This window comes from Nitrospira sp. Nam74, from assembly GCF_965152615.1.
Map to the genome: position 1 here is coordinate 3,275,562 of NZ_OZ224220.1, position 22,617 is coordinate 3,298,178.

The 22,617-nt window shown below is 53.8% G+C and carries 20 protein-coding genes, 1 tRNA gene and 1 pseudogene; 13 read left to right on the forward strand and 9 right to left on the reverse strand.

All coding sequences use genetic code 11. The features are described 5' to 3' along the window. Positions 1–313 precede the first annotated feature (313 nt). A complete protein-coding gene (locus ACWHYZ_RS15235; protein ID WP_447983532.1) occupies positions 314–1,930 on the reverse strand; it encodes a DUF748 domain-containing protein in 1,617 nt (538 codons plus the stop codon). Between the two features lie 961 nt (positions 1,931–2,891). On the opposite strand from ACWHYZ_RS15235, the gene ACWHYZ_RS15240 reads away from it, so the two are divergent. Next, positions 2,892–2,967 (forward strand) — tRNA-Met (locus ACWHYZ_RS15240). Positions 2,968–3,336: 369 nt separating this feature from the next. On the opposite strand, the gene ACWHYZ_RS15245 is transcribed toward ACWHYZ_RS15240, so the two are convergent. Continuing rightward, complete coding sequence (locus ACWHYZ_RS15245; RefSeq protein WP_447983533.1) at positions 3,337–3,984, reverse strand: hypothetical protein; 648 nt, start codon at positions 3,982–3,984, stop codon at positions 3,337–3,339. A 419-nt stretch (positions 3,985–4,403) separates the two neighbouring features. Here ACWHYZ_RS15245 and ACWHYZ_RS15250 point away from each other — a divergent pair, with 419 nt between their 5' ends. The 3 genes from ACWHYZ_RS15250 to ACWHYZ_RS15260 all read left to right on the forward strand — a co-directional run bounded on the left by ACWHYZ_RS15250 (position 4,404) and on the right by ACWHYZ_RS15260 (position 8,223). Continuing rightward, positions 4,404–5,957, forward strand: a complete 1,554-nt coding sequence (locus ACWHYZ_RS15250) for a PEP-CTERM sorting domain-containing protein (protein WP_447983534.1) — start codon at positions 4,404–4,406, stop codon at positions 5,955–5,957. Between the two features lie 519 nt (positions 5,958–6,476). Further along, positions 6,477–6,827: a hypothetical protein gene (locus ACWHYZ_RS15255; protein ID WP_447983535.1), complete on the forward strand. Its 351-nt coding sequence runs from the start codon at positions 6,477–6,479 to the stop codon at positions 6,825–6,827. Positions 6,828–7,764: 937 nt separating this feature from the next. Continuing rightward, positions 7,765–8,223, forward strand: coding sequence for a response regulator (locus tag ACWHYZ_RS15260; protein WP_447983536.1), 459 nt, complete (start codon positions 7,765–7,767; stop codon positions 8,221–8,223). A gap of 478 nt (positions 8,224–8,701) precedes the next feature. Here ACWHYZ_RS15260 and ACWHYZ_RS15265 read toward each other — a convergent pair whose 3' ends face one another. After that, on the reverse strand, positions 8,702–8,968 hold the full coding sequence (locus ACWHYZ_RS15265) for a hypothetical protein (RefSeq protein WP_447983537.1): 267 nt from the start codon (positions 8,966–8,968) through the stop codon (positions 8,702–8,704). A 284-nt stretch (positions 8,969–9,252) separates the two neighbouring features. On the opposite strand from ACWHYZ_RS15265, the gene ACWHYZ_RS15270 reads away from it, so the two are divergent. After that, positions 9,253–9,591: a PilZ domain-containing protein gene (locus tag ACWHYZ_RS15270; protein WP_447983538.1), complete on the forward strand. Its 339-nt coding sequence runs from the start codon at positions 9,253–9,255 to the stop codon at positions 9,589–9,591. A 538-nt stretch (positions 9,592–10,129) separates the two neighbouring features. Here ACWHYZ_RS15270 and ACWHYZ_RS15275 read toward each other — a convergent pair. Then, positions 10,130–11,176 carry an IS110 family transposase gene (locus ACWHYZ_RS15275; RefSeq protein WP_447982971.1) on the reverse strand — a complete coding sequence of 349 codons (1,047 nt, stop codon included), beginning with the start codon at positions 11,174–11,176 and terminating at the stop codon, positions 10,130–10,132. 136 nt (positions 11,177–11,312) lie between these two features. Between ACWHYZ_RS15275 and ACWHYZ_RS15280 the strand changes: the two genes are divergently transcribed. Next, the gene (locus ACWHYZ_RS15280; RefSeq protein WP_447982970.1) at positions 11,313–12,347 is read left to right on the forward strand and encodes an IS481 family transposase; all 1,035 of its coding nucleotides are present in this window, start codon (positions 11,313–11,315) and stop codon (positions 12,345–12,347) included. 276 nt (positions 12,348–12,623) lie between these two features. Here the strand turns inward: ACWHYZ_RS15280 and ACWHYZ_RS15285 are convergent, their stop codons facing one another. Next, positions 12,624–12,872 (reverse strand): hypothetical protein, encoded by a 249-nt coding sequence (locus ACWHYZ_RS15285; RefSeq protein WP_447983539.1) that lies wholly within the window; start codon positions 12,870–12,872, stop codon positions 12,624–12,626. A gap of 16 nt (positions 12,873–12,888) precedes the next feature. Then, positions 12,889–13,440 (reverse strand): transcriptional repressor LexA, encoded by a 552-nt coding sequence (lexA, locus tag ACWHYZ_RS15290; protein ID WP_447983540.1) that lies wholly within the window; start codon positions 13,438–13,440, stop codon positions 12,889–12,891. A 312-nt stretch (positions 13,441–13,752) separates the two neighbouring features. Here lexA and ACWHYZ_RS15295 point away from each other — a divergent pair, with 312 nt between their 5' ends. The 6 genes and pseudogenes from ACWHYZ_RS15295 to ACWHYZ_RS15320 all read left to right on the forward strand — a co-directional run bounded on the left by ACWHYZ_RS15295 (position 13,753) and on the right by ACWHYZ_RS15320 (position 19,180). Continuing rightward, the gene (locus tag ACWHYZ_RS15295; protein WP_447983541.1) at positions 13,753–13,932 is read left to right on the forward strand and encodes a YezD family protein; all 180 of its coding nucleotides are present in this window, start codon (positions 13,753–13,755) and stop codon (positions 13,930–13,932) included. Positions 13,933–14,035: 103 nt separating this feature from the next. Continuing rightward, entirely contained in the window at positions 14,036–15,652 is a 1,617-nt protein-coding gene (locus tag ACWHYZ_RS15300) for a hypothetical protein (protein WP_447983542.1), read from the forward strand. Positions 15,653–15,677: 25 nt separating this feature from the next. Further along, entirely contained in the window at positions 15,678–16,487 is an 810-nt protein-coding gene (modA, locus tag ACWHYZ_RS15305) for a molybdate ABC transporter substrate-binding protein (protein ID WP_447983543.1), read from the forward strand. Positions 16,488–16,499: 12 nt separating this feature from the next. Continuing rightward, positions 16,500–17,234: a hypothetical protein gene (locus ACWHYZ_RS15310; protein WP_447983544.1), complete on the forward strand. Its 735-nt coding sequence runs from the start codon at positions 16,500–16,502 to the stop codon at positions 17,232–17,234. Between the two features lie 41 nt (positions 17,235–17,275). Further along, the gene (locus tag ACWHYZ_RS15315; protein ID WP_447983545.1) at positions 17,276–18,064 is read left to right on the forward strand and encodes a PhzF family phenazine biosynthesis protein; all 789 of its coding nucleotides are present in this window, start codon (positions 17,276–17,278) and stop codon (positions 18,062–18,064) included. A 52-nt stretch (positions 18,065–18,116) separates the two neighbouring features. After that, a pseudogene (locus ACWHYZ_RS15320) lies at positions 18,117–19,180 on the forward strand (sigma-54 interaction domain-containing protein). A 240-nt stretch (positions 19,181–19,420) separates the two neighbouring features. Here the strand turns inward: ACWHYZ_RS15320 and ACWHYZ_RS15325 are convergent. The 3 genes from ACWHYZ_RS15325 to ACWHYZ_RS15335 all read right to left on the reverse strand — a co-directional run bounded on the left by ACWHYZ_RS15325 (position 19,421) and on the right by ACWHYZ_RS15335 (position 20,663). Beyond that, positions 19,421–19,885 (reverse strand): hypothetical protein, encoded by a 465-nt coding sequence (locus tag ACWHYZ_RS15325; protein WP_447983546.1) that lies wholly within the window; start codon positions 19,883–19,885, stop codon positions 19,421–19,423. A gap of 87 nt (positions 19,886–19,972) precedes the next feature. Continuing rightward, a complete protein-coding gene (locus ACWHYZ_RS15330) occupies positions 19,973–20,236 on the reverse strand; it encodes a hypothetical protein (protein ID WP_447983547.1) in 264 nt (87 codons plus the stop codon). A gap of 142 nt (positions 20,237–20,378) precedes the next feature. Then, positions 20,379–20,663 carry a DUF2173 family protein gene (locus tag ACWHYZ_RS15335; protein WP_447987594.1) on the reverse strand — a complete coding sequence of 95 codons (285 nt, stop codon included), beginning with the start codon at positions 20,661–20,663 and terminating at the stop codon, positions 20,379–20,381. A gap of 995 nt (positions 20,664–21,658) precedes the next feature. Here ACWHYZ_RS15335 and ACWHYZ_RS15340 point away from each other — a divergent pair. Then, positions 21,659–22,615 carry a protoglobin domain-containing protein gene (locus ACWHYZ_RS15340; protein ID WP_447983548.1) on the forward strand — a complete coding sequence of 319 codons (957 nt, stop codon included), beginning with the start codon at positions 21,659–21,661 and terminating at the stop codon, positions 22,613–22,615. Positions 22,616–22,617: the final 2 nt, after the last annotated feature.

The following is a 22,617-nucleotide window of genomic DNA, read 5'->3' on the forward strand; positions in this document are numbered from 1 at the left end:
TAGTCTTCCTCATCAGGGACAGGTTAAAGGTTGCACGAGAAGGACGGTTTTCTGTCACGCTCCAGGCTAGCGATCGCGCAAACGTATGGATGGCATTCGGTCCTTCTTTGCCATTGCAGGGCCGCTTGTAATCCTCAGGAGAAGTTCGCATCACGCGGAATCGTACGATAGGGGCAAACAACAAGGAGGGTGATTCGGACGGGTGAAGCACACTACACCTGTTCAGTACCGAGCCAAGATGTTTCTGTCTTTCACGTAACGTTCGTTTCAGACAAGAGCATGTGTTTTGAATTTCAGATTGAATAGAGGAGGACTAGTCGACGCCAAGGACAGCCGTGTTGCCTCCCGGACGTACCGGCCGCTCGAATCGCGGCAAGACCACTTGAAAAAACGCATTCTTGATCAAATTCGACGCAGCTTGCCAGGTGTCGACGTTCGCCTGACGCACCTCGCCGCTCACCTCGACGATCGTACCCGCCTCGTCTCGCCGGTTTTCCAGAACCGATGTCGCCGCATCAAGCGTACCCTCGTACAACTTGTGAAACACGCTCTTCCCCCGCTCTTGATCGGTGTCATATACATTGAGCCGGCGGATTAACGGCTTCACATAGCCACGAATGCCGCCGTTTTGGACCTTGAACTGTGCATAGACCGACAACTCGCCATCGACCACATCGATGTTGCCATGGGCACGTAACACATCATTGAGCATCTTGGCCTGAACGTCTGTTAGCCGAACACTCAGATCGAAATCCGGAACAGTCGTTTCTGGGCGAAACATCCCACGCGCTTCAAGAGTGCCGGTGCCCATGAATGCCCCCTTCATCGTCACTTCAGCGGGTTTGTCCTTCAGCCGATTGCTGAAGTCGTTTATCTCCATCGAAAGCCGGTTGAAGAAGACGCGGTATGGCGGATCGACGCCGGCATGGACAATTCCAAACTCACTGTCGACCACGGTCACGTGCTCAATCCGGATGATAGTTTCCGGTTTACGTGCAACCTCGACTGCCTTTTCGGCACTTTTCTTGGCGATCTGTTTCTCGGGCTTCGGCGCGGGCCGCTCATAGATGTAGTTGATAAAGGCTTTCTCTAATCTCAGGTCACGTAACTCAAACACCTTGGCCCATGGGGCGTATTCTACTGTCCCCTCCGTTGTCAAACGACCTTGATACAATCGCCCATGATACCGGCTCGTTACAGGGAGCAACCGGCCAAGATCAGCGTTTTGGAGAGATAGCTCGACCTTCCCGGCAAGATGCGGCTTCGCAAACAGATCGACATGGCCCTGGACGGTAACCTGTCCATCCTCATTGACTTCAGCGTCCATCTTCACAGGCGTCGGATATTGCGCCTGTTCTGATCTCATATTTCGAATTGGCCCTGCAGAGAGGTTCAGATGGGTGAGATGCAACGGCACCTTTCCTTTACGCTCAACGTAGGTCACCTCTGCATCCCGGAGCGCTAGCGACAGGATCATAGGAAACATGGCCAGGACCTTGTCTTGCCACATCTCCTGCTCTTCCGCACTTGGAACTTTGTCTTGAACGCCCTCGATGACTCGACGAATTTGTGACCGTGTCACACGAATGGCAGGATGGTCGATGGCAAGTGAACCGCTAAATGTCCCTTTCAGCAGTCCCCAGCCACTGAGTTTTGCTTCGGCCCGTGGTATGGCAACCACGGGACGATCTGGATAATCTTTCAGACGCACGATAACGTCAGCCATATCGACTGCTAGTGCGATAGGCCGGATGGCCAATGTCCCGATGTCCACCTCGTAATGCCCCAGCCGATCATTCAACTCCCCTTCAATATAGCTGCGCAACTCATCTTCGAAAATCGTCACCCCAAGCAGCACAAATAAGACGATAGCGACGACCGCCGCTATGATCGTCACCCCTAATCCAAAGAAAAGACGTTTGCCACTCATCCGTGCATCCCGACATGCGGCTGGACATGTAATGTCGTGGCTAGGATGGAGCGCCCTACGGCTCCAAAGCTGAATCGGCATATCCAGCCGGTGCTGCTGCCCCTATCGGAACATGCAGGCTTTCATGCGTATCGAACAGTTTCCGATTCGAATCGAAGTGTCTTTAGGAGAAGACCGCAGTACGCACTGCAGAATAACCCTCTTATTGCTCATACTTCTCGACCACTTCGGGTAGGCCTGCACGGGGGTCTCAAGGGGTTCTGACCGCCCCGGCGCATCCGAGACCCACGACGTCCCAGCATTGACCCAGTTTTACCTCTCGTGCCTCATCTCCAGGATCCATGCCCTTTCTCGCCTTGCTCATACAACGGGTGCTTGTAGCTCCTGAATATGGCCTAGAGTGCATGAGTCGTTGTCCATATGAATCCCATCCATGTGAAAGATGGTCACTCTTATGATGAGGGCTGCAAGCGTTCCAAGCGTAGCTATTTCTCGTGAACCAGATAATCAGCGGCGAGCGCTCAATCCTGTGGAACGTTCAGCTGATCATCCCCCAGACATTGGCAAGAAGCTTATCCTTTCATAACGAAATTTCAACTAGGAAAAGGAAGACATCAAAGGACATCCTTTTTCCTTCAGGAATAATTAATCCGTTTGCATTCGAAACTATTTTAGTTGCCTGCTTAGAGCTTCGAATTTACAGAATGATCAGGTTTCATGCGTCTCGGCATTGCAGATGTTTGTGTCCGCCTAATACGGGGTATGCGATGCGGGATCTTGTTTCCTATGACAGCTGCTCTCCTTTATAGAGACGTCGCTCTCCATCATGTCCATGCTCGGTGGATCGATGAGCATGGGGCAGCCGTCAGTGTGATGATCAGCATGATGCAATATGCATGGATGATCTTTACGCGACGCTTTTCAGAATGGTATAAGAATGTCTCTGCAAGAGTCGCAGTGTGGCGGTGTAGCTCAGTTGGTAGAGCAGCGGACTCATAAGCCGCGGGTCCCCCGTTCAATCCGGGGCACCGCCACCAATACTTCCAGTGTCTGACTCCCCCTTCTAGGGGCTTCAGCACATGTGGCGGTTCATTGGCCTCATCATCCGACTCATCAATCCATCCTTTTTCGCGGCTTACCGAATGGTCTTTCGGCAAGGCTGACCTTAATGTACCGCTGATTTATGGTTTGTCCTGCTTCAAAGCTGCGGCATCTTCCTGCAAAGCCGTGGTGTATTCCAATCGCATGACAATGGCCCTCAAATCATTAGGCTATCCCTGATCTTCCCCCGATTTCATGGACATGGGGTTAAGGACTCATTGCCATCGCTTCGAAGTCAACAGGCTCGCCGCCCACGGCCTGACGGCGAGCATGAGTCGGCGTGCCGAACCGGTGTGTGAAGTTTTCTATCCACTCACGAGCTCTGTCTGTTTGCGGTCATCTACGCTGAAGTCGTACCACCGCATGTGGCCACCCTCGTCATTACTAGTTTCTAAGTCTCGCGAAATCTCGACTTCAAAAGCGGCCCCAAGCAGTTCCTTCAATTCCCTATACGCTGCTATAACGGCATAGCTTACATAGTGCCGTACCGGCTCATGCTCTGGCTGGATGCTCTTATTAGTCACGGAACCAACTTCATGAACGAACATTAACTCGTTTACTGGTCGTTCCCATCCATACGGCACCGCGTCAAAAACCCGCCAGTCGGTTACAGGGCCGTCTTTTGCCTCATATTCTCGTGGACACCATTTCGCTGATAGATTCCCGTGAGTGGTAATTTCGACAGACAACTCTATGCGAGGTTTTGGCCATCCTTTGTGGCTAGACTTTCTCTTTAAAATAGCGTCAGCATTATAATTCTTAAAATCGACCAAGTAGGCCAGTGCCTGTTTGTTGAAATGGTGCCCTGAGATGATCTCCTTCAAGGGGACGGTCAAATACTTCGGTAGGTCGCCCAGTGCCCCATGCCGCTCATACCCATCGAACGATGCAGTTCTGCTATCCATTCTACTTGAGGTGCGATGTGCATAATACTGGGGAATAGCTAATGTCATCGCCGGGCTCCGTTATAGTGCTTGATGAACTGACAATGCCGCCGAAGTCATGACGCAACCCCTACTAAAACATACGTGGGCACAAGGTGTTTCTTCCTGAACATTAGACTTTTGTCTAGTCAATCGGTTCTCACCTGCTTTACGGGATAAGAGCAGTAAATAATTTGTGTCAGCTGGATTTCTTAAGTTGTCCTGCTCATGGATCACTTCATTTCTTGCTACTTTTGATGTAAACGTTCGCCCTCCTCCGAGCACTGATAGCGCCGCCGAAGGCTCACTATATCGCCCGTTTATTTGACATCTTCCTTTCATGAAAACTTCATGAAGAGTCAGTGACAAAGAATTCTCCCACCTTATAAATTGGTCCCGTACTTGCTGGCCGTATAGCGCGTAGAACAATTCGTTACACGGAGGCACTTATGTGCACACGCTTATGCGTCCTATTCGTCCTGCTTGCAATCGCACACACCGCACACGCCGTTCCAATGTCCTTTCTGACCACCACCCCATCCTTCACAGACGGCACGTTCACGTACTCGAATTGGACCGCGCATTGGAGCCTTGAAGAGAACCCGCCCGACATCCGCCCTGGCTACTTTGCTGACTTTGGCTCGCTAAACGATATTGAGGCGCAGTCAACCAACGGCGCTTTGACGCTGACTGGCCTTACCGTTAGAGGGAGCAATTCAAATCCCGTGACTGAAGGGTTCCTTAATTACTCGTACAGGGTAAGCGTACCGGATGGGATGCAGTTAGTAGCTGCGGACATCCTGCCGACAATGGCGGATAATGTAAACTTCACAGCTGGTCGTGCTTTGATCGACGGGGTGAACCTTGTTTGCGCCACGGAACCACATGTGGGCTGCACTCATACGCACGCCGCCCTCAGTAGGCAGTCTGTCGAGGTAACGGCCAACGCCTACTTTAACATCTACAACGGATGCAGCCTTGGCCCGGCCACACCCCCAGGACAGCCACCAGGAGGTGGATGTATATTCGGCTTCAGTAACATGGTGATCGAAACGCGCTTCACCGCTGCCGCTACTTCCATGGTACTGGCCCCTGAGACAGCCACCGTGCCTGAACCATCAACGATTATTCTCGTCACGACGGGCTTGTTGGCGTTGACCTGGTGGCGACGCTTCGTACTTGCCGGAAGCCGTGTAACACGCAAAGCAACCCGTTATGTGCAAGCCTGTATCCGTGTAGACCTATTTCTGGCAGTGTTCGTTCTGCTCATAACCACGCACCCCGCCCATGCCATACCGCTGTCCGATCTAGTGGACGGTGGGACGCTGACAACTGGTAGCCTAACCTTCTCGAACTGGCAAGCCACGCTTACATACGGTGAAGCCTTCCCCGGTGCGGTAGAGGGTCTTGTCACCACACACCAGGCCACTCTAGCCGATCTACAGGTCACACCCCTCCCGCCACCCTCATACTCTGCCTATGCAGGCTTTCAAGTGAATGGCTTTGCGTGGGAGGGCACCGTCGCACAATCGACCGAGCTTCTGAGTCCCCGGCACCCGCCGTACCAGATGAGCCTCGTACTTGAGTATACGGTGACGGGCCTTGGGGATAGCGGCGCGAATGGTTCTACCTTTTCCATAACTATACCGCAGAGGATAAGCGCCGATGCCCTCCACTCGATAGACGCCACAGCACCCACAGGCGAACAAGGGCGTGCGCTTGTGTGCCACCTTAGTGCGTGCCGCCCACCTGTCGGTGTGCTCCCTCCCGGTACGACACAGGCCGCGGTACGGGACACCTTGACCATAAACCCCTTCCAGTTTTGCGGACCACCCTACGTCAACTGCGCGTTTGAAATCGGACAGGACGCAACGTTTGGGAATAGTCTCGTGCTCTTTCACGGTGCATCGACCGGTAACATAACCACCCTGCCCGAGCCATCCGCATTGGTGCTCGTGTTAACAGGGTTGATGGGGTTCGGTATGGCGAGACGGAAAAAGTAGTAGAAATAAAAAAGGCCAGGACGGCGCATGACACGCTATCCCGGCCATCGAAGGAAGGGAGGCAGTCGCAGACGGCTCTACTCAGCATCCTCCCAAATCGAATGCTTCAAACCATTAACGCTCAACGACCATCTAAAAGTTTAAAAACCGTCCAAAACTAGTTTGCTAACTGAACCGCTTCCCACGCGCCGAGGCGAGCGCATTTCAAAATAGCGATGTGACGCCTTGGCCTTCTTATCGCGTCTCGATAGTTGTTTCGCATCGCCTGTCGTCATACTAAAAGATACAGACAGTATCGCTCTTGATACGCGCCGATTCCCCTATAACCGAACAACGGCCCACTGCTAGAGGCTCAATGCAACTCGGTTGGGTGAAACGATATCCCCCATGCAGGTGAAAACTTCTGGTTGTGCTCGCATTGCGCTCTCTTTTGACCATTGGCACGCAAGTTGAGTCTGGTGAGTAGCAATGGAACACGAAAAGAGGTTTCCACTTCTCACACAATAAATGGAGGTGTTTATGAAAAGGCATGCGAAGGCAACGTTGGTGGCTCTGACGATCGCATCAGTGATAGGAATTGGCGTGATCATGGCGGACGCGCAGGAACAGAAACCTGAAGGGAACGGAATTGTTGCGCAGAATGGCACACCGGCATATCACGCGCAGCTTGATCGGGTTCGCACCGCCGTCGGCCACGGAGACCAAGCAAGGGTCAATGATGAGATGGTCACCTTGCTTGGCATTCTTGAAGAGCAACCGATGAGCACGCCGGACCATTCGAACCATGTGGCGAGCAATGGCTCATCATTGACCAAGGAGATGATGGACGTTTTGCGCATTCAAGACAACCGTGCCGGAAACTCCTTCTAAAGCGGGCTCTGGGGAGGTGTATCTTCGTCGGACACACCTCCCCTGCCTGGCCCGGCACAGCGTGGGCTTGCGTCCGGCTCCTGGAAACCACCAGTGAGTTCGGGGGAAGAGCACTACGCTTTCCTACTCAACTGAACTCTCCGGCACAATTCTAAAAACGTCTAAAAAGTGGTGCGCTAACCAGATCGCTTCCCACGTGTTGTGCTGAACGTGATTTTTTGGGGGATGGGGGGCGATGGGACCCATTTTGAGGGTGCGCCTGGGGTGCAGAGGGTGCGGACAGGTGGCCTCATTTGGGCTATTCCTGTCCGCTCGATCTCTTGTGTTTATGGGAACTTGCTTGTTATCCAGTAACGACTTATATAACTCATAAGCCGCGGGTCCCCCGTTCAATCCGGGGGCACCGCCACCAATGCTTCCAGTGACTATCTCCCCCCTTCTGAGGGGGACTTCAGCCACACGAGGCGCTTCATTCGCCTCATCATCCAACTCATCGATCCATCCTTTTCGCGACTTACCGAATGGTCTTTGGGCAAGGCTGACCTTAATGTCCCGTCGATTTATGGTTTGTCCTGCTTCAAAGCTGCGGCGTGAAAGAACTTATTGCATTTTCGAGAGGTTGAGCCAAGAGCAATTTGGCTCATACCTTGCTACAACTATCCAATACAAGGTTTAGAACCCGGGAGACCCTGAAGAGAAGAAAATAATGGACGTCGATGTGACTGAAGGCGTCAAAGTCATTTACCAGTGCAGCCAGCATTCATATTACTGTCGCCCACTTTCCGAAAGGACACCATACCATCACGCTAGAGATCACGGATGAACGAGGACGCATGACATCTAAACCCGTGACGATGGACGTGCAGTGAAAATTAAGCCCAAAGCGGAAACGAGGGATACTGTTGTATCGTGATGATACTTGGAGAAGCACCGAACCATGCCTTCCTTGCTGCTGGTTGATGATGACCGAGATTGCTTAACGGCGCTGTCCAATCGCTTGCGGTTCGCATTCAGAGATCAGCGCGTTGAAGTGGATGTGGCTGATTCTGCCGCCACTGGTTTGATTTTGGCTCATACGGGTAACTACGATGCCCTTATCGTAGATGTCCTGATGCCAAGCATCAATGGACTCAAGTTCGTGGAACAACTGCGGCGCACACAGCCACATGTTCCGATTATCATGATGAGCGGGTGGGACCTGAAAAGCTGTGAAGAGCAGACTGGACGGCTCGGACTGATGGCGTGTCTTCCTAAACCGATTGACTTCTCTAGACTAGGAGCACTGATACACGAAGTTTTGAACGACGAGAGGCAAGGTCAGTTAATGCATGGAGTTGCTCATCAGGCGCCGCACCAACCACGGTCGTTTCAACCACACAGGACTCACCATCGCTAGATACCGGTTGTCGGAGGCCATTCTTAGTTGATCGCCTTCTGCCTCCATTCACGGATCTTCAGTCGATGCGCGGCTTAGCCTATTCATCTCTCTTCTAAACCGGAATCAGCCATAGACTACACGCTCCCCGAGCATCAGCAATTCGCGTCGAAAAGGTAAGTGCAGACGCCTAACAAGTGCCAAGCAACAGCAGTCCAAAAACTTACAGCAAATGTGGTGTTCAAAAGTACATCAAGGTAAGTTTGGTCGCTGCCTGCCTAGGCTTCTTTCCAGACCGTCGATACATTGTTGACTGTATGGTCGTCTATGGCAAGCGGATGTATAGTATCTATGGCCATTTGCTTGGCTTGTCCTGTCCTACGTAGCCGAATGCTGAGGAATGAGGTCATTAAGATTCTCAATGAATGACCATTTCAGCGACTCGGTACGTCTCGAACCTCACGTTAACCAACGGGGGTACCGCGTAAGACCACGGCTGTCAAACCGTTCGCCACTGCCCTAGACGCTCGGTCGCTTTGATTGTCCCGCCGCTCAACGTCAAACAGCCACGGGTCCCATGCCCATTGCGATAGCCGCTCCCCGCCTCGGCGGCGCCGCGCCGCTGGGATTTCTGCCGTCCCAAGAACGTCGTGAGTTCCTCCTCTAAGACCTGCTGGATAAATTCTTTGACACGCGTTCGCCCCCACGTGTCGCGGCTCTGCCAGCTCACGCTTGGCATCTCTGTCACTATGCTCTTCGGCTTCATGGCAGTGTCCTCCGTTGCGTAGCTTGGTTTACCGGCTCATTGGGTTTCGTCGCCCGTGAGGATACTGCTTAGGCGGTTGCCTTCATTAAATGCAATTCTGTATACTTCTTACAGGCTGCGGATCCTGTTCAATCCGAGGCACCGCCACCGTTTCTCCAATGACTGATGACTTTTCTGCTTTAACCTTCTTCCCTCCAAGCATCACCGGTGCTAATTCACCGCCTAAACGTATATCCACTGTATCTGGTAGTCCCATGCACTCACCCATGCCGTTTTAGGATCTGATGGCGAGGCAGGAGAAGCGACACAACCGCCGCATCCAAGTCACGCTGCCTATTTCTTTTATAGGGAAGGAAAAGGGAATGGGAATTGTTCGCAATCTCTCACGCGGCGGGTGCCAGATGGAATCTATGGCCGACATTGTCGTTCAGGACTCGCTGATCATGCACCTGATGCTCTCACCAGACGAAGCTCCAGTGATCATTGAGGCAGCGAGCGTGCGGCGATGTGGTGAACACCTGTTCAGCGTGGCGTTTCTAGTCATGGACACGAAAGAGCAGGAAAGACTGCGGCGGTATCTCTCTAATTTTGATGAACCGCAACGGCCCCAGGGCACAGCGTAGGCTGTGCAAACGCGACGGATTGGAATATTCTGGGAGGACCGATGGCGCGAGAAACACCAAAACCTGTGAGCAGCAATGGAGACTCGAAGCGAAAGTGCCCCTTGTGTAGCCGTCCCATGAAAGTGCTTCACACCAGCATAGGATTTGATCCATCGCAACACATTGCGAAGCAGTGGCAGTGTGATGCCTGCGGAAAGCAGTTCAGCTTCGGTTAGGGTGGCTGAGCAGCAGTCAAGGCTCACAATAAACGATTTGGTGGAGATATCCGAGACTGACTAGAGTGGCTCTGTTTTAAAAGAGCCGGTCCGATCAATTGTGAAAGCTAGAACTTAATCTGCTATGTCAAAGGTCAAGGTCCCTGAGAAGCCCTCCCAATCTGCTATTCGTGATCGGAACGCCGACCACAGGTCATCAATTCGAGGGATATCGATGAGAAGAAGGAGCATACTGACAGACGCCCCGTCACTGCCGACGAGGCAGATAAAGTCACGCTCCTTCCGTCCTCTGAATCCACAGTTGGCTTCTCGGCGCCATGGACTTACGCAGGGTACGGCTGCCGGAGGATCACCACGCGTCTGGCGTGCAGGAGCAGACGACGGGCCACAGCGACCACAGCGCGCTTCGCACCTGTTCGTAGTTTCAATCGGTCATAAATGGATCGCATCCCGGGATCTTTTGTGAGAAACCGCCACGCGGCTTCTATGAGCGTCCCGCGGAGCGCATTTTTGCCGGACCGGGTAATGCGGCCCATACGGACCTTGTCCGCACTGGAGTGCTGTGAGGGCGTCAGCCCAACATACGCCGCCAATTGATCGCCGTGCCTGAATCGGTGCAGGTCGCCTAATTCTAACAGCAACTCCATCGCCGCAATGAGACCAATGCCCGGAATGGTTCGGAGCCATTGAACCTGCGATCGATAGCGGTCCGTTTCTGCGAGTGATCGGAGCAATTTGGTCTGCTTGACGATCTGACCCGTGAGGAATTCGTACTCCTCTAAGAGCCGTTGAAAACTGTCCTGCAACCACGCGGTAGAGAACCGGAGACGCTGTAAGTTCTGTAGGTAAATACGGGTCCATGGCCCTGTGGGCTCAGGAAGCTCAATGCCGTAGAATCGGAGTTCCGCTTTAATGCGATTTTGCGTGCGAACACGATCGCCAATGAGCTGGCGGCGCCGCCGAATGACCTGTCGGTGCATCCGACCCTCTTCGTCTGGTACCCAGACCTGCTTCAGCAGCCCCTTCGCTAACAGCAGGGCCAGTTTTCGGCTATCCTTCCGATCGGTTTTCACTCGATTGCCCGCCTCCTGAGGAATCAAGCTGGGCGGCGTGACGATACAGGTGGCGCCCACCGCCACCAGCCGATCGTGAAGCCAGTACCCAAAATATCCCGCCTCGTAGACGACGTGCAGCACGGCACGGCGGTAACGACTGAGGAGGGCCTGCAACGCATCCCATCGACCGGGAATCGTGCCGTGGAAGAGTTCTACCTCCGTTGTTCTGACCGTGACATGCCAATTCTTTCGGTGAAGATCAATGCCAACAAAGAGCACTTGCCCCACGTCCTGCTGCTTTTTCTTGGTCGCCATAGAAGCCTCCATCATAATGAGTAGAACGAAGACTTCCAGGAAGTACTGATCCTTCTCACTGCAGGCAATACTCTCTCCAGAGCATAGTGACTGACAGTCAGATAGAGTCCTCGCCTTCAAGAAAGGAGCGAGGACGATGACCACGGAGCAGAAGATCATCAAGACCAAGGTGGGTGTATTGGAACTGGCGAAGCAACTGGGCAACGTCTCCAAGGCCTGCCAGCTGATGGGGTATAGCCGAGATAGCTTCTACCGGTTCAAAGAACTGTACGAGACGGGCGGTGAGGCGGCGTTACAAGAGATCTCCCGGCAGAAACCGCTACTCAAGAATCGCGTCGCCCCGGAGGTGGAGCAGGCCATCGTCCAGATAGCAATTGACCAACCCGCGTGGGGCCAAGTCCGCGTCGCGAACGAACTGCGCCAGCAGGCCCTGACGATTTCACCGGCCGGCGTCCGGGGTATCTGGCTGCGGCATGACCTGGAGACCACGCGGAAACGCCTGAAGGCGTTGGAGGCCAAGGTCGCCCAAGACGGGCGGGTGCTGACGGAAGCCCAGGTGGTGGCCTTGGAGAGGGCAAAGGCGGACAAAGAAGCCCATGGGGAATTTGAGAGCGAATGTCCCGGCTACTGTGGCGCGCAAGACACGTTCTATGTCGGGACCCTCAAGGGCGTGGGCCGGATCTATCAACAGACCTTCATCGACACGTACAGCAAGGTGGGCTTTGCGAAGCTGTACGACCGCAAGACACCGGTGATGGCGGCGGAACTGCTAAATGACCGGGTCTTGCCGTTCTTTGAGCAGCACGACATTCCGCTGAATCGGGTCCTTACCGATCGCGGCACGGAGTATTGTGGCGCACCCGAACGCCATGAGTATGAACTGTACCTGGCCGTGGAGAACATCGATCATACGCGGACTAAGACCCGGCATCCTCAGACCAACGGGATCTGCGAACGGTTCCACAAGACCATGTTGAACGAGTTCTACCGTGTGGTGTTCCGGAAGAAGATCTATCGGACGCTCGACGAACTCCAGGCAGATTTGGACGTGTGGCTGCGGGAGTATAACGAACAGCGGTCCCATCAAGGCCGCTGGTGCTACGGCAAAACGCCGATGCAAACGTTTGGGGACAGTGTGCCGCTGGCGAAGGAGAAAATGTTAGCAGCCTAAACCCGGTGAGGACTTGCTGTCTGTCCGATGAAGTCTTGAGCTATACAGATCAATGATCGCTGGATGGGACACAGCACCCCGCATATATCCCCCTTCTTTTGCCTTCTTAGTTATTCGCCACAGCATCCCGGAGGCATATGCTGCCGCTGAATAAATGCCGGCACGCAGTTCGGGCAGAGACTCACTGTTGAAGACGTGTGCTGATCGACGCATCGACTCAGTTTAAGTGCCATTTTGCCGCAGTCAGAGCAAGGGCCGACTTGGTTCGCGACATATTTACGTTGAATGGATAGCATGGCTAAGTTTCCTCCTATTTTCACGGACCGGCCGCCCCGTGGGCTGAACGCGCCATCCGGCCAGCCGTTGCCAGATCGTAATAGCGCTCGAGGATTTCGGTATGCGAGCGATGCCGCGGGACTTGACAAGTTGTGACTGCAGATCGTTGACATGCCGGCTCAGCCGTTCAACGGTCCGCTGAAGATCGAGAAGACGCGCTGTAATGATCTGCGAATCTGGAGCTGACATGGACACCTCCTCTCTGTTAATCGCCTTGTATGCAATGTCGTATGACACCGATGACTACGCCTTCGATGGCAAATTCATCCTCAGGTCCTACTAGGATCGGCTGCATCGTAGCATTCGCCGGATGTAGTTCGATTCGATTTTCCTTCTCGTAATACTTTTTAATGGTCGCCTCACGATTCACCAGAGCCACCACCGTTTGACCGTTGCATGCCGTGGCCTTTTTTTGCACAACCACGAGATCCCCCGGCAGGATGCCATCCTCGCGCATGGACTCCCCTTTCACACGGAGTACGAACGTTTGCCCTTTCCTAATCATCGAGGACGGCACCTCCACTGACTCCGACTGAGGCACCGGCTCGATTGGTTTGCCGGCAGCGACAAATCCTAACATCGGCAGCTGTTGAGTCGTACCTAGTTGCTTAAGCAAGAGATCGACCATGCCTGGAATGCGACGGGTCCCGCCTTCGTAACGAGTCACAGTCATGCGGGTGGTTCGTAGCTTCTGGGCCAGTTCTTCCTGTGTGAGGCCCAGTGCTTGACGTGCTTCTTTCAGGTCACGTGGCGTCATGTATCCAATGGTTACATTAAGTCGGCCGCACTGTCAATAGTTTATTTTCCTTCTTGATGTGACGTCGGGAATTAACTCGCTGGCAGTCCAAGAAAGAGCAATTCTTACTGTGAATTTATAAACGTCTGATTTGTAATAGTTTAATAATTGTTGACATTCTTTATAAATATCTGCTACACATAGTACATCATCTTTATCGGAATTGTCGTGATACGGCGTTTCGCATGCATGTACTGCAAAACTTTCAACCGTTCCGTACCAGCGCCGCCGTCTTCTACCACGTATGCGTAATGAGTTGAGGGGGAGATAACTATGAACAACGTACATGCAGATAGCTATGAGACCAGTTCCGCTATTGCAAGCAAACTGCTTGAAGCGATCGAAGGTATTCGTTATGGCTCCGTGGAAATTATCATCCACGATCGCAAGATCGTTCAGATCGAGCGCAAGGAAAAGGTCCGATTTAATGTGACGCTACCCCCGCGATACTAGAACTGAGCCGACCGGGTCACCGGAGGCCTACCAATCGTTTTTCCCAATTCAGTGATCCGACCGGACACACCGGAGGTTCCCATGCAGAAAAGGAACGACTCGCATGAGACATCTCCGGTTGCTCATTATGGGCCTGACGTTGTTCATCCTCCCCCCAGGATTGGCCCCTCATACGTGGGCGCTTGAAGAAGGACAGCTCATAAAAAAAGAGGGACGTTGGGAATATCTCTCGATCGAAGATCCCGGGCTAAAATATCTGCTCCTGAAGGGAATCATTTCACAAGAGGAATATGAACGGGGACTCAAGGTCGTGGAGTCGAAACAGCGCCTCTCCACTCCCGGGTACACCATTGACGTGAACAATGGTTTGAACATTCGCGTTGGCTCAAAGTTTCTCTTAAAGATGCGGCTCATGACCCAGGTCCGCTACTCATACCACGATTACAATAAGGCCTGGGGTACGATTGGAGATTCCAGAAATCCGGAGGTCCTTGGAGGGCAGGTCGAGTTTAGAGCCGTTAGGAATCAGAGCGATACGAGCGACTTCAGCGTCCCGCGGACCAGATTGCAATTCCTCGGCTATGCCTTCGACCCTGATCTCCGCTACAACGTCTCGCTGGCAATGGATCAGAGAGAAGCGGACCAAGAAGGCGGAAACGGCAGAGCGACCTTGCTCGACGCTTACGTCTCCTCCTGGCATATTCCGTGGGCCACCGTTCAAGTCGGCCAACAGCGGGTGTGGTTCAATCGTGCGCTCATCACCTCCATTGCCACGACGTCCTTTGCCGATAACATGATCGTACAGAATGCCTTTGCTGCGAACCTCGTCAATCGGCGCGATATCGGGATCAATATTCTAAGCGATGAGGATAAGTATCGCTTCAACTATGCGATCGGCATTTATAATGGCACCGGTACCAACTTGACTCGCGAAGGCACGTCGGTGAGCCAGGCGCTCGACAACAACAACAGTCTTCCATCCGCCCAACGCCGGACGTTCAATTATGATACGCGGTTCATGACGGGCGAATTGATGTACACCATTCGCCTCTTGTACAAACTCTCGGGAAATCCAGGATACGGTCAGGGCGACATTCTCAACTCACGTGTGCCTCAAGTCGCCATCGGTGCGGGCTATGCCTACGATCCCGCCCAAAATTATCTGAGTTCAATTCGGTCGGATATTGTCGACCGCGCGTATCGACAAAATGTCGCGAAAAACTTCAACGGCAGATTGCTCGGGGGCGGGATTTACGATTTTCAGACCTACGAAGTCGACTTCGTGGCCAAGTATCAAGGGTGGTCGCTACAGGCCGAAGGATATTACCGGCATCAGCGGGTGCGGAACCATGATAGCGGCACCATCGCGTTTGACCCTACGACACAACCGTTCGGCCCTCAGGTGGAACTAGGCCAAGCGTACGGCTGGTACGTTCAGGTTGGAAAGTACATCATCCCCAGGAAGCTGGAGATTGCAACCCGATATGGAGTCTTTGACCCCTCTACTCTGCAAACCCATGACCTCATCAAAGAATTCGGTGCGGCCCTGAGTTACAGTTTCGATGGCACGTACAATAACCGGCTGATCATAGATTTCTCCAACATCACCATGGGCAGCGGCGGGGCCGCACCGGATCGGGCGCCGTTTGCCAGCTTGTCAGGATTTGGCAGCGATCTCGTTGAAAATCGAATCAACGTGCAATACCAGTTCTTTTTCTAACACAACTGGATCACAAGGAGGAACGATGATGAACCGACAGAGTGTTCCCCTATTGATGTTCTCTCTCGCCGCGATGATCTCCTTGTGGACGGCGCAGCCGGCCCATGCCGAGCATCCACAAACGTTCACTATCGCGGCGGCAAACAGCTTGAAGGACGCCTTGCGAACAATCTTGCCCATCTTTGAAAAAGAACAGGGCAATGTCGAGGTCAGGGTCGTGTGGGGACCGTCACAAACACTCCGCGACCAGATTCAGCAAGGCGCACCGATCGATGTCTTTCTCCCCTCCTCTATCGAAGAGATCAATGTACTCGAAGCAAAAGGGCTGACCTTGCCGGGGACAAAACACGTTTATGCCAAGACCACCCTGGCACTGATTACACAATCGGCTCTTCCAACGAAAGTCGCCACATTAGAGGACTTGTCGAAGGCGGAGGTGCGACGCATCGCACTAGGAAATCCGAAAACGTCCTCCGTCGGAAAGTTCGCGGCCGAAGCCTTAAAAAAAACCGGCCTCGATGATCGTCTTAAATCGCGGTATGTCTATGGTGAACATTCAGGCGCAGTGTTGGATCTGGTTGCGGCGGGTGAAGCCGAAGTGGGGCTGGTGTATCGGACCGATGCGATCCGCAATAAGAAAATTGCGATTCTCGCCGAGCTCTCTCCTGAGTCCCACGCTCCTATTCTGTACGGATTGGGCACGGTCTGGACGTCGAAGCATCCCTTATTGGCCCGGCGCTTTCACGAATTCATCATGTCTTCCGCTATACAGGACATCTTAAAAACATACGGATTCGACCGGGCATCGCCCCAGTCGCATACCGCGAAACGCTAGGAGGCGAGCATCATGCCATTGACGCATTCCGCGAAACACGCCACTCTCTTTCTTCCCGGACTCCTCATTCTCCTGGCATCCTTCACGACATTGGTCAACACAGGTTGCGCCGGGAAAACCACCCAACAGGTCAGGACCGTCGCTGAAGAAGGATTAAACGTCGTGCGGCTCGAGCAGAGTCAAGACTCTCAGCCCAATACGCACCCTGTCGCTCTGTCACCAAGTGAGGTTGCCACGATCCTCCGCGGGGTCCGGGTATGGGAACGGCGCAACGTCATCCATCGTCTCATCTCAGGAGTGGCGCCTAAAACACGAGCCTTCCGGGACGATGACCTGTCGTTTTTGGCACCTGCCATTTCACGAGCCGTGGCCCAAGCCAGTCCGTCCGAACAAGTCTACTTTCACCTGAGCCATGTCACACCAACCGGTGAGGAAGAAACGACCACAGGGTGGCTCTTCGTTCGAGACCCGATCCTGCACCTGATGTTAAGCGAAGTCCATGATCGCCATGGTCCAGGACCCGATATCAGCCGATACGATCGTCAGATGCCCGATATCCCTGAGACGTCCGGCTTATTTAATGCGACGTTCGAGCCGGAAGAGTATCTGGTGAAGGTCCGCTCAGGTGGCAGCTGGTTCAGCGCCGATCAGCGAGAGGAACTCCTCATCCGTTATCGGGATGCACTGCCATCACTTCCGGTACACCCGCTCAGTGAAAAGGCCGTGCCGTCACAGCCTTCTCAATAAACAACGGCGAGGCGACGTAACATCGACGCAGTGGAGGAACCATGACAGCCCCCATCATCCATGTGGACACCTTTGTCGAAAAGGGCCTTCTAGGCAACGCGGCAGCGCTGTGCGTCCTGCCTGGGCCAGCGGAAGCATCGTGGATGCAATCCATCGCGCACAAGATGAACGTGTCGGAAACGGCATTCTTCTATCGGGAATCCGGCGGCTTCAACCTCCGATGGTTTAGCCCGTTGATGGAGGTCGACCTGTGCGGCCACGGGACATTAGCGGCCGCCCATGTCCTGCGTGAGGACGGTTACTTTCGGCGCCGACAGACGGCTCGGTTTTTTACACGAAGCGGGCTACTGACGGCACGCGTGCAGGGCGACTGGATCGAGTTGAACTTTCCAGCTCTTCACCACCACAAGGTCACACCTCCCGTTGGGTTGAGACAGGGATTGGGTGTCCCGCTGAAGTATGTGGGGACAGATGGGCATGACTATCTGGTTGAAGTGGAGTCAGAAGACATTGTGAGGTCGCTGAAGCCAGACTTCTTCTTACTCTCAGCCATCCCGGCACGAGCCATTGTCGTGACGAGCCGTACCTCCTCACCGAGGTACGATATGGTATCGCGTGTCTTTGCGCCGCGCCTTGGCATCAATGAAGACCCGGTCACCGGATCGGCACACTGCAGTTTGGGTCCATTCTGGAAGGCCAGACTCAACAAGAAACAGCTTGTGGCCTATCAAGCGTCGGCGCGCGGAGGCGTGTTACGTCTTCGCATAGAAGACGATCGCGTCTATCTCACGGGAAAAGCAGCGATACAGGCAGGAGATCAATGGTCATAGGAAGGCATCGAGGAGCCTGCTTGAGGCTTCTCGAACCGGTTATGAATGGATGATGGCAGAACAACGATCTCTCAGAGTCTTGACCGTAGCCGACCCTCAGTCATTGGCGCTCTCCATCCGGGCCAGTTGCTTCGTCTTGGAAGACCCGCGTTCCAAAGCCATCGAACACAGGCACGGAAGATTGCACCGAGTGATGCGACGGCGCTCATCATCGGCGAAACAGGCACCGGGAAGGAAGTGATTGCCCGCCACATTCACAGCCTCAGCCATCGTCACCAGGGTCCATTCGTCGGTGTTAGCTGTGCGGCATTCAGTGAGTCCTTAGCGGAAAGTGAACTCTTCGGTCATGAGCGGGGTGCGTTCACAGGAGCGCTAAACGACAAGGCAGGGTGGTTCGAAACCGCACACGGTGGCACCTTGTTTCTGGATGAGATCGGCGACCTTCCCCACATCATCCAGGTCAAACTACTTCGGGTCATCCAAGAGCGCGAGGTGGTTCGCGTCGGCTCACGTCGATCGATTCCGATCGATGTCCGGCTGCTCGCCGCGACTCACGTCAATCTCGAAGAAGCCGTCGCCGCGGGGCGGTTCCGAGAAGATCTGTACTACCGGCTCAATGTCGCGATGCTTCGTCTCCCTCCTCTGCGTGAAAGAGCAGGCGAGATCCTTCCACTGGCACATCGCTTTCTGGAAATCTACGGGCCGCGGCTCGGATATACAACCGTCACGCTTGCGGAGGAAGCGGTTCGTCAGTTGCTCGCCTACCCGTGGCCGGGCAACATTCGTGAACTTGAAAATGTGATTCACCATGCCCTGCTGGTATGCCGTGACACGATCGTTCGCCCTGAAGATCTCCGGCTCCTTGCGCCCCGCCCTCATAAGACCGCATGGTCGGCCAATAAACCGGAATCACCTGCCCATTTAAAAACTGCCTTACAGGCTCTCTTTGAAGAAGATCGTTCGGATCTTTATCAGCACATTGATGCGACCGTCATCCGCTCAGCCTTCGAATATTGCGAACGTAATCAAGTTCGCACGGCGCGTCTGCTGGGAATCAGCCGGAATATCGTACGAGATCGCCTGTTCCGATATGGACTGCTGAAGACACCGACATAAGGGTGAAAGATAGGAATTCAGGATACGGTCTACGGGTGAGGAGAGTTGGGCACTCGGTCAGACCCCCCCGGTGTTCACCTCCATGCGAGCCTCAACGGAGCCATGACTGGTTCTCTGCCGTGCGACTGTTCAATGCGCAACGCGCCATGGGAGTGATGGCATAGTCGCACGTCCTGCACGCCCGATAGGCTCCATTGGAAGCCCTACTGTACCGATAGCACCGTGGACACTGATAGAGTTTCATGCCAGTGCCGGGGCCGCATGTTGATAGGTTCGGAGGACCCCAGTTAAGACATCTCTTCCCCAATCATTGATGCTATGGGCCAAATATAAGCGAAACAAACCATCCGGATCGATGAGAAAGGTCTGGCAACGGCTTGGAGGCAAGACGATAGGCCCGCCATACAGACGCTGTAGACGGCCCAGTGGGTCTCCCACGATGATAAAGTGTGCGTGATCCGCATAGACGGGCTGAAAGGCATGCAACGATTTGGTGCCGACGGGCACGACAAGTAGGATTCCGCCTGCTTTCTCAAAAGCTTTTCCTTGGTAATCCAGGACAGTGGCCTCGATCAGTCCAAGCCGTGACACAAAGCAAAGTGCGACCCACCTGCCCCTCAACTGTTGTGGATTCAGGTAGTCGAGATCTCCATTGATGACCGCAGGTATGTTAAATGGAAAGGCTTCTTCCCCAATCCGTATCATAGATCACCCCCTCACACAGCGCCGAGGCCGCATCTGAATCAACATTGAAGACCGAGCGTAACGACGCAGATAAATAACTACGGCTGGTTAGTGAGGGGCAAGACAAGCAGACGGATCGGACGAAAGGGAAATAAGATAATCGCCCTGTTGAGGCAGCGAGATGGCAATCCGGCCGGCTCGACTCAAGCGGTCGATCGCGAGAAACAGCCTTGGCCAATTCACGTTCGGCAGCGACTGACCTAAATGGTCGAGCGTTTGCGCACCCTTCTCGCGTAAGAGCCCAACAAGATATTCATCAACAGATCGTCCCTCCTGCGCGGCTACGGGATCGGCTAACACATGAGATATCATGGTCATCCTCCTTCCTGATCTCTTACACATTGACCTGCGTTTCGAAGTGAGGTGGATGGACCGCCCGAAATATGGTGGTCCACCCCATCTTCACGCACTCGCGCTAACTAGGCGCGTGCGCCGGCCAACTGTCGCGGACCGATCAGCACCTCGAAGAGTTCATTAAAGTCTGCTTCCTCGTCTTCACGAACACTCCGTGCCGTCCACCCACGGCAATTGTCAGATCGCCTCCCGAATAGGCCCATCCCTGATCGGACACCCAGTTGAAGCCACTGATCTTGGTATGGGCGGCGGCGAGCGCCCTGAAAAGCTGACTCACCGCCGCCGCGAATTGCGCGGTGAACTGCGCAACGTCCTGAGGTAAGCGATTATCCTTTCCTCGAAACTCGATCAGTTTGCCATCGACTGAGAATTCACCGGACGCAATGACTCCCTTGACACCCTCAGTAACTCATCTAATGATTTCGCCATCGTGGTTCTCCTTCCTACGTGATGAAGTAAATGTTGGGTGACACTGCAGAAAGGTTGCAGGATGGGTGCCATGCAAATATGTGAAGATTTGACATGTCAGCGCACCCGGCTGTGGCTAGGGCAACAGGAAATGTTGATGAGCTGCTTCTATAGCGACACTATGGGGCCAAGATAAATAGGAAGAGAGCGGATCGAGTTGAAATTTTCCGCCTCTCGACTAGTGCGAGACCGTGCCTCCCCCGGGAACTGCACCAGGCGTTAAGTGTCAGGATGAAGTATGTCGGAACGGATGGACACGACTATCTGGTGGGGGTGGATTCAGGAGACCGTACGAACACTCCGTCCTGATTTCGACCCTAGTTTTAACAATCCAGGCGCGGGCGATCATTGTTACAGGTCAGGCATCATCTACATACTATGACGTCGTCTCCCGGGCGGCTCGGCATCTGCGAGGACCCCGTGACCGGTTCCACACATTGCTGCCTTGCCCATTCTGGAAGGCCAGCCTCAAAAACGAGCTTGTCGTCTATCAAGCGTCCGCGCGCGGCGGCGTCTTGCGTCTTCGCCTGGAAGGCGACCGGGTCTATCTGACTGGAAAGGCCGTCATCACGGCAAGAACTCATTATGAGACATGAATCTATCGACACAGTTCTTGATGCGAATCAATCCTAGCTTGATGAGGCGTGCGGCTAACCAACGAGCTTTGACAAGCTGAAGATTGTAACGCCTAGACATCGCGTGCATAAGAGTGGCCCATCAGTAATGTTTCCTGATAAGTTACGTCCGGTCGAGTCCTAGAAATTCCAGCCCTCCTCCATGCGCTAGTACAAAATACTTGTCGGTGTGAGTACATTCAACCTCTAGTAAATATGAAAGTAATCTGCACTATTAGACTGCCTTAGTAGATGAAGCATCAATGATCCAACTGTCGAGGATAAGCTGGGGGGACAAATGGTTGAAGAGCGACTGACTCCGCATTCACACCTGTTGCAAATCACGCACTATGACGTGGAACTGCGCCGAAAGTTTGTGGATCTCCAGCCCGATGATTATCCTCGCATCGTGGCTCTGAAGAAGCTTGTGATACCGCATGTAGAAGAACACGTGACTATCTTTTTTGACTACCTCGCCAAGTTTAAAGAGGCAGCGGCACTCTTTAGCAAACGGGACCTGTTGGAGGAGGCCAAACGCCTCAAGCGTGACCACCTTCTCGCCATGGTGGATGGTGACTATGAAAAGCCCTACGTCGAGCAGCGCATCAAGTTAGGCGCCCTCTATAGCAGGGCCGGACTCGACGTGCGGATCTTTCTTGGCGCATTTCACAGCTTGATGCAATCGATCGGCGCCAGGATTGCGAAGAAGTTTGCGCACGATGCTGAAGCGGCCTTTGAACATTTCATGTCCCTGAAGAAAGTCGGCTTCTTCGATATCGGGATCATCGTCGACGTCCTCATCGCTGAGCGCGAGCGCACCATCAGTCTGCAGCAAGACGCGATCCGCGAACTCTCGACACCGGCGCTCCAACTTCGTGACCGACTCCTCATGCTGCCGATCATCGGGGTGCTCGATTCCCATCGTGCCAAGCAACTCACGGATGGTCTCTTGTGCGCCATCCGTGCGAATCGCGCCAAGGTCGTTGTCATGGATGTCACCGGCGTCGCCGGGGTCGATTCAAAGGTGGCGAACCATCTCATTCAGACAGTCGCGGCGGCCCGACTGATGGGCGCAACCGTGATCGTCACCGGACTATCGGCTGACGTGGCTCAGACCCTCGTGACGCTGGGCGTCGAGATGGGGAAAATTCCTACCGTTGGCGATCTTCAAGGAGGCATTGAAGAGGCTGAGCGTCTGCTTGGTTACAAGGTGACAGCCCTCAAGGAGGGATCGAACCATCATGCAGTGGTGTAAGG

What these genes read in the sequence shown, in the direction of transcription:
- ACWHYZ_RS15235 (WP_447983532.1), bottom strand. Translation starts at nt 1,930, where the DNA reads ATGAGTGGCAAACGTCTTTTCTTTGGATTAGGGGTGACGATCATAGCG.
- ACWHYZ_RS15245 (WP_447983533.1), bottom strand. Translation starts at nt 3,984, where the DNA reads ATGACATTAGCTATTCCCCAGTATTATGCACATCGCACCTCAAGTAGA.
- ACWHYZ_RS15250 (WP_447983534.1), top strand. Translation starts at nt 4,404, where the DNA reads ATGTGCACACGCTTATGCGTCCTATTCGTCCTGCTTGCAATCGCACAC.
- ACWHYZ_RS15255 (WP_447983535.1), top strand. Translation starts at nt 6,477, where the DNA reads ATGAAAAGGCATGCGAAGGCAACGTTGGTGGCTCTGACGATCGCATCA.
- ACWHYZ_RS15260 (WP_447983536.1), top strand. Translation starts at nt 7,765, where the DNA reads ATGCCTTCCTTGCTGCTGGTTGATGATGACCGAGATTGCTTAACGGCG.
- ACWHYZ_RS15265 (WP_447983537.1), bottom strand. Translation starts at nt 8,968, where the DNA reads ATGAAGCCGAAGAGCATAGTGACAGAGATGCCAAGCGTGAGCTGGCAG.
- ACWHYZ_RS15270 (WP_447983538.1), top strand. Translation starts at nt 9,253, where the DNA reads ATGGCGAGGCAGGAGAAGCGACACAACCGCCGCATCCAAGTCACGCTG.
- ACWHYZ_RS15275 (WP_447982971.1), bottom strand. Translation starts at nt 11,176, where the DNA reads ATGGCGACCAAGAAAAAGCAGCAGGACGTGGGGCAAGTGCTCTTTGTT.
- ACWHYZ_RS15280 (WP_447982970.1), top strand. Translation starts at nt 11,313, where the DNA reads ATGACCACGGAGCAGAAGATCATCAAGACCAAGGTGGGTGTATTGGAA.
- ACWHYZ_RS15285 (WP_447983539.1), bottom strand. Translation starts at nt 12,872, where the DNA reads ATGTCAGCTCCAGATTCGCAGATCATTACAGCGCGTCTTCTCGATCTT.
- lexA (WP_447983540.1), bottom strand. Translation starts at nt 13,440, where the DNA reads ATGACGCCACGTGACCTGAAAGAAGCACGTCAAGCACTGGGCCTCACA.
- ACWHYZ_RS15295 (WP_447983541.1), top strand. Translation starts at nt 13,753, where the DNA reads ATGAACAACGTACATGCAGATAGCTATGAGACCAGTTCCGCTATTGCA.
- ACWHYZ_RS15300 (WP_447983542.1), top strand. Translation starts at nt 14,036, where the DNA reads ATGAGACATCTCCGGTTGCTCATTATGGGCCTGACGTTGTTCATCCTC.
- modA (WP_447983543.1), top strand. Translation starts at nt 15,678, where the DNA reads ATGATGAACCGACAGAGTGTTCCCCTATTGATGTTCTCTCTCGCCGCG.
- ACWHYZ_RS15310 (WP_447983544.1), top strand. Translation starts at nt 16,500, where the DNA reads ATGCCATTGACGCATTCCGCGAAACACGCCACTCTCTTTCTTCCCGGA.
- ACWHYZ_RS15315 (WP_447983545.1), top strand. Translation starts at nt 17,276, where the DNA reads ATGACAGCCCCCATCATCCATGTGGACACCTTTGTCGAAAAGGGCCTT.
- ACWHYZ_RS15325 (WP_447983546.1), bottom strand. Translation starts at nt 19,885, where the DNA reads ATGATACGGATTGGGGAAGAAGCCTTTCCATTTAACATACCTGCGGTC.
- ACWHYZ_RS15330 (WP_447983547.1), bottom strand. Translation starts at nt 20,236, where the DNA reads ATGATATCTCATGTGTTAGCCGATCCCGTAGCCGCGCAGGAGGGACGA.
- ACWHYZ_RS15340 (WP_447983548.1), top strand. Translation starts at nt 21,659, where the DNA reads ATGGTTGAAGAGCGACTGACTCCGCATTCACACCTGTTGCAAATCACG.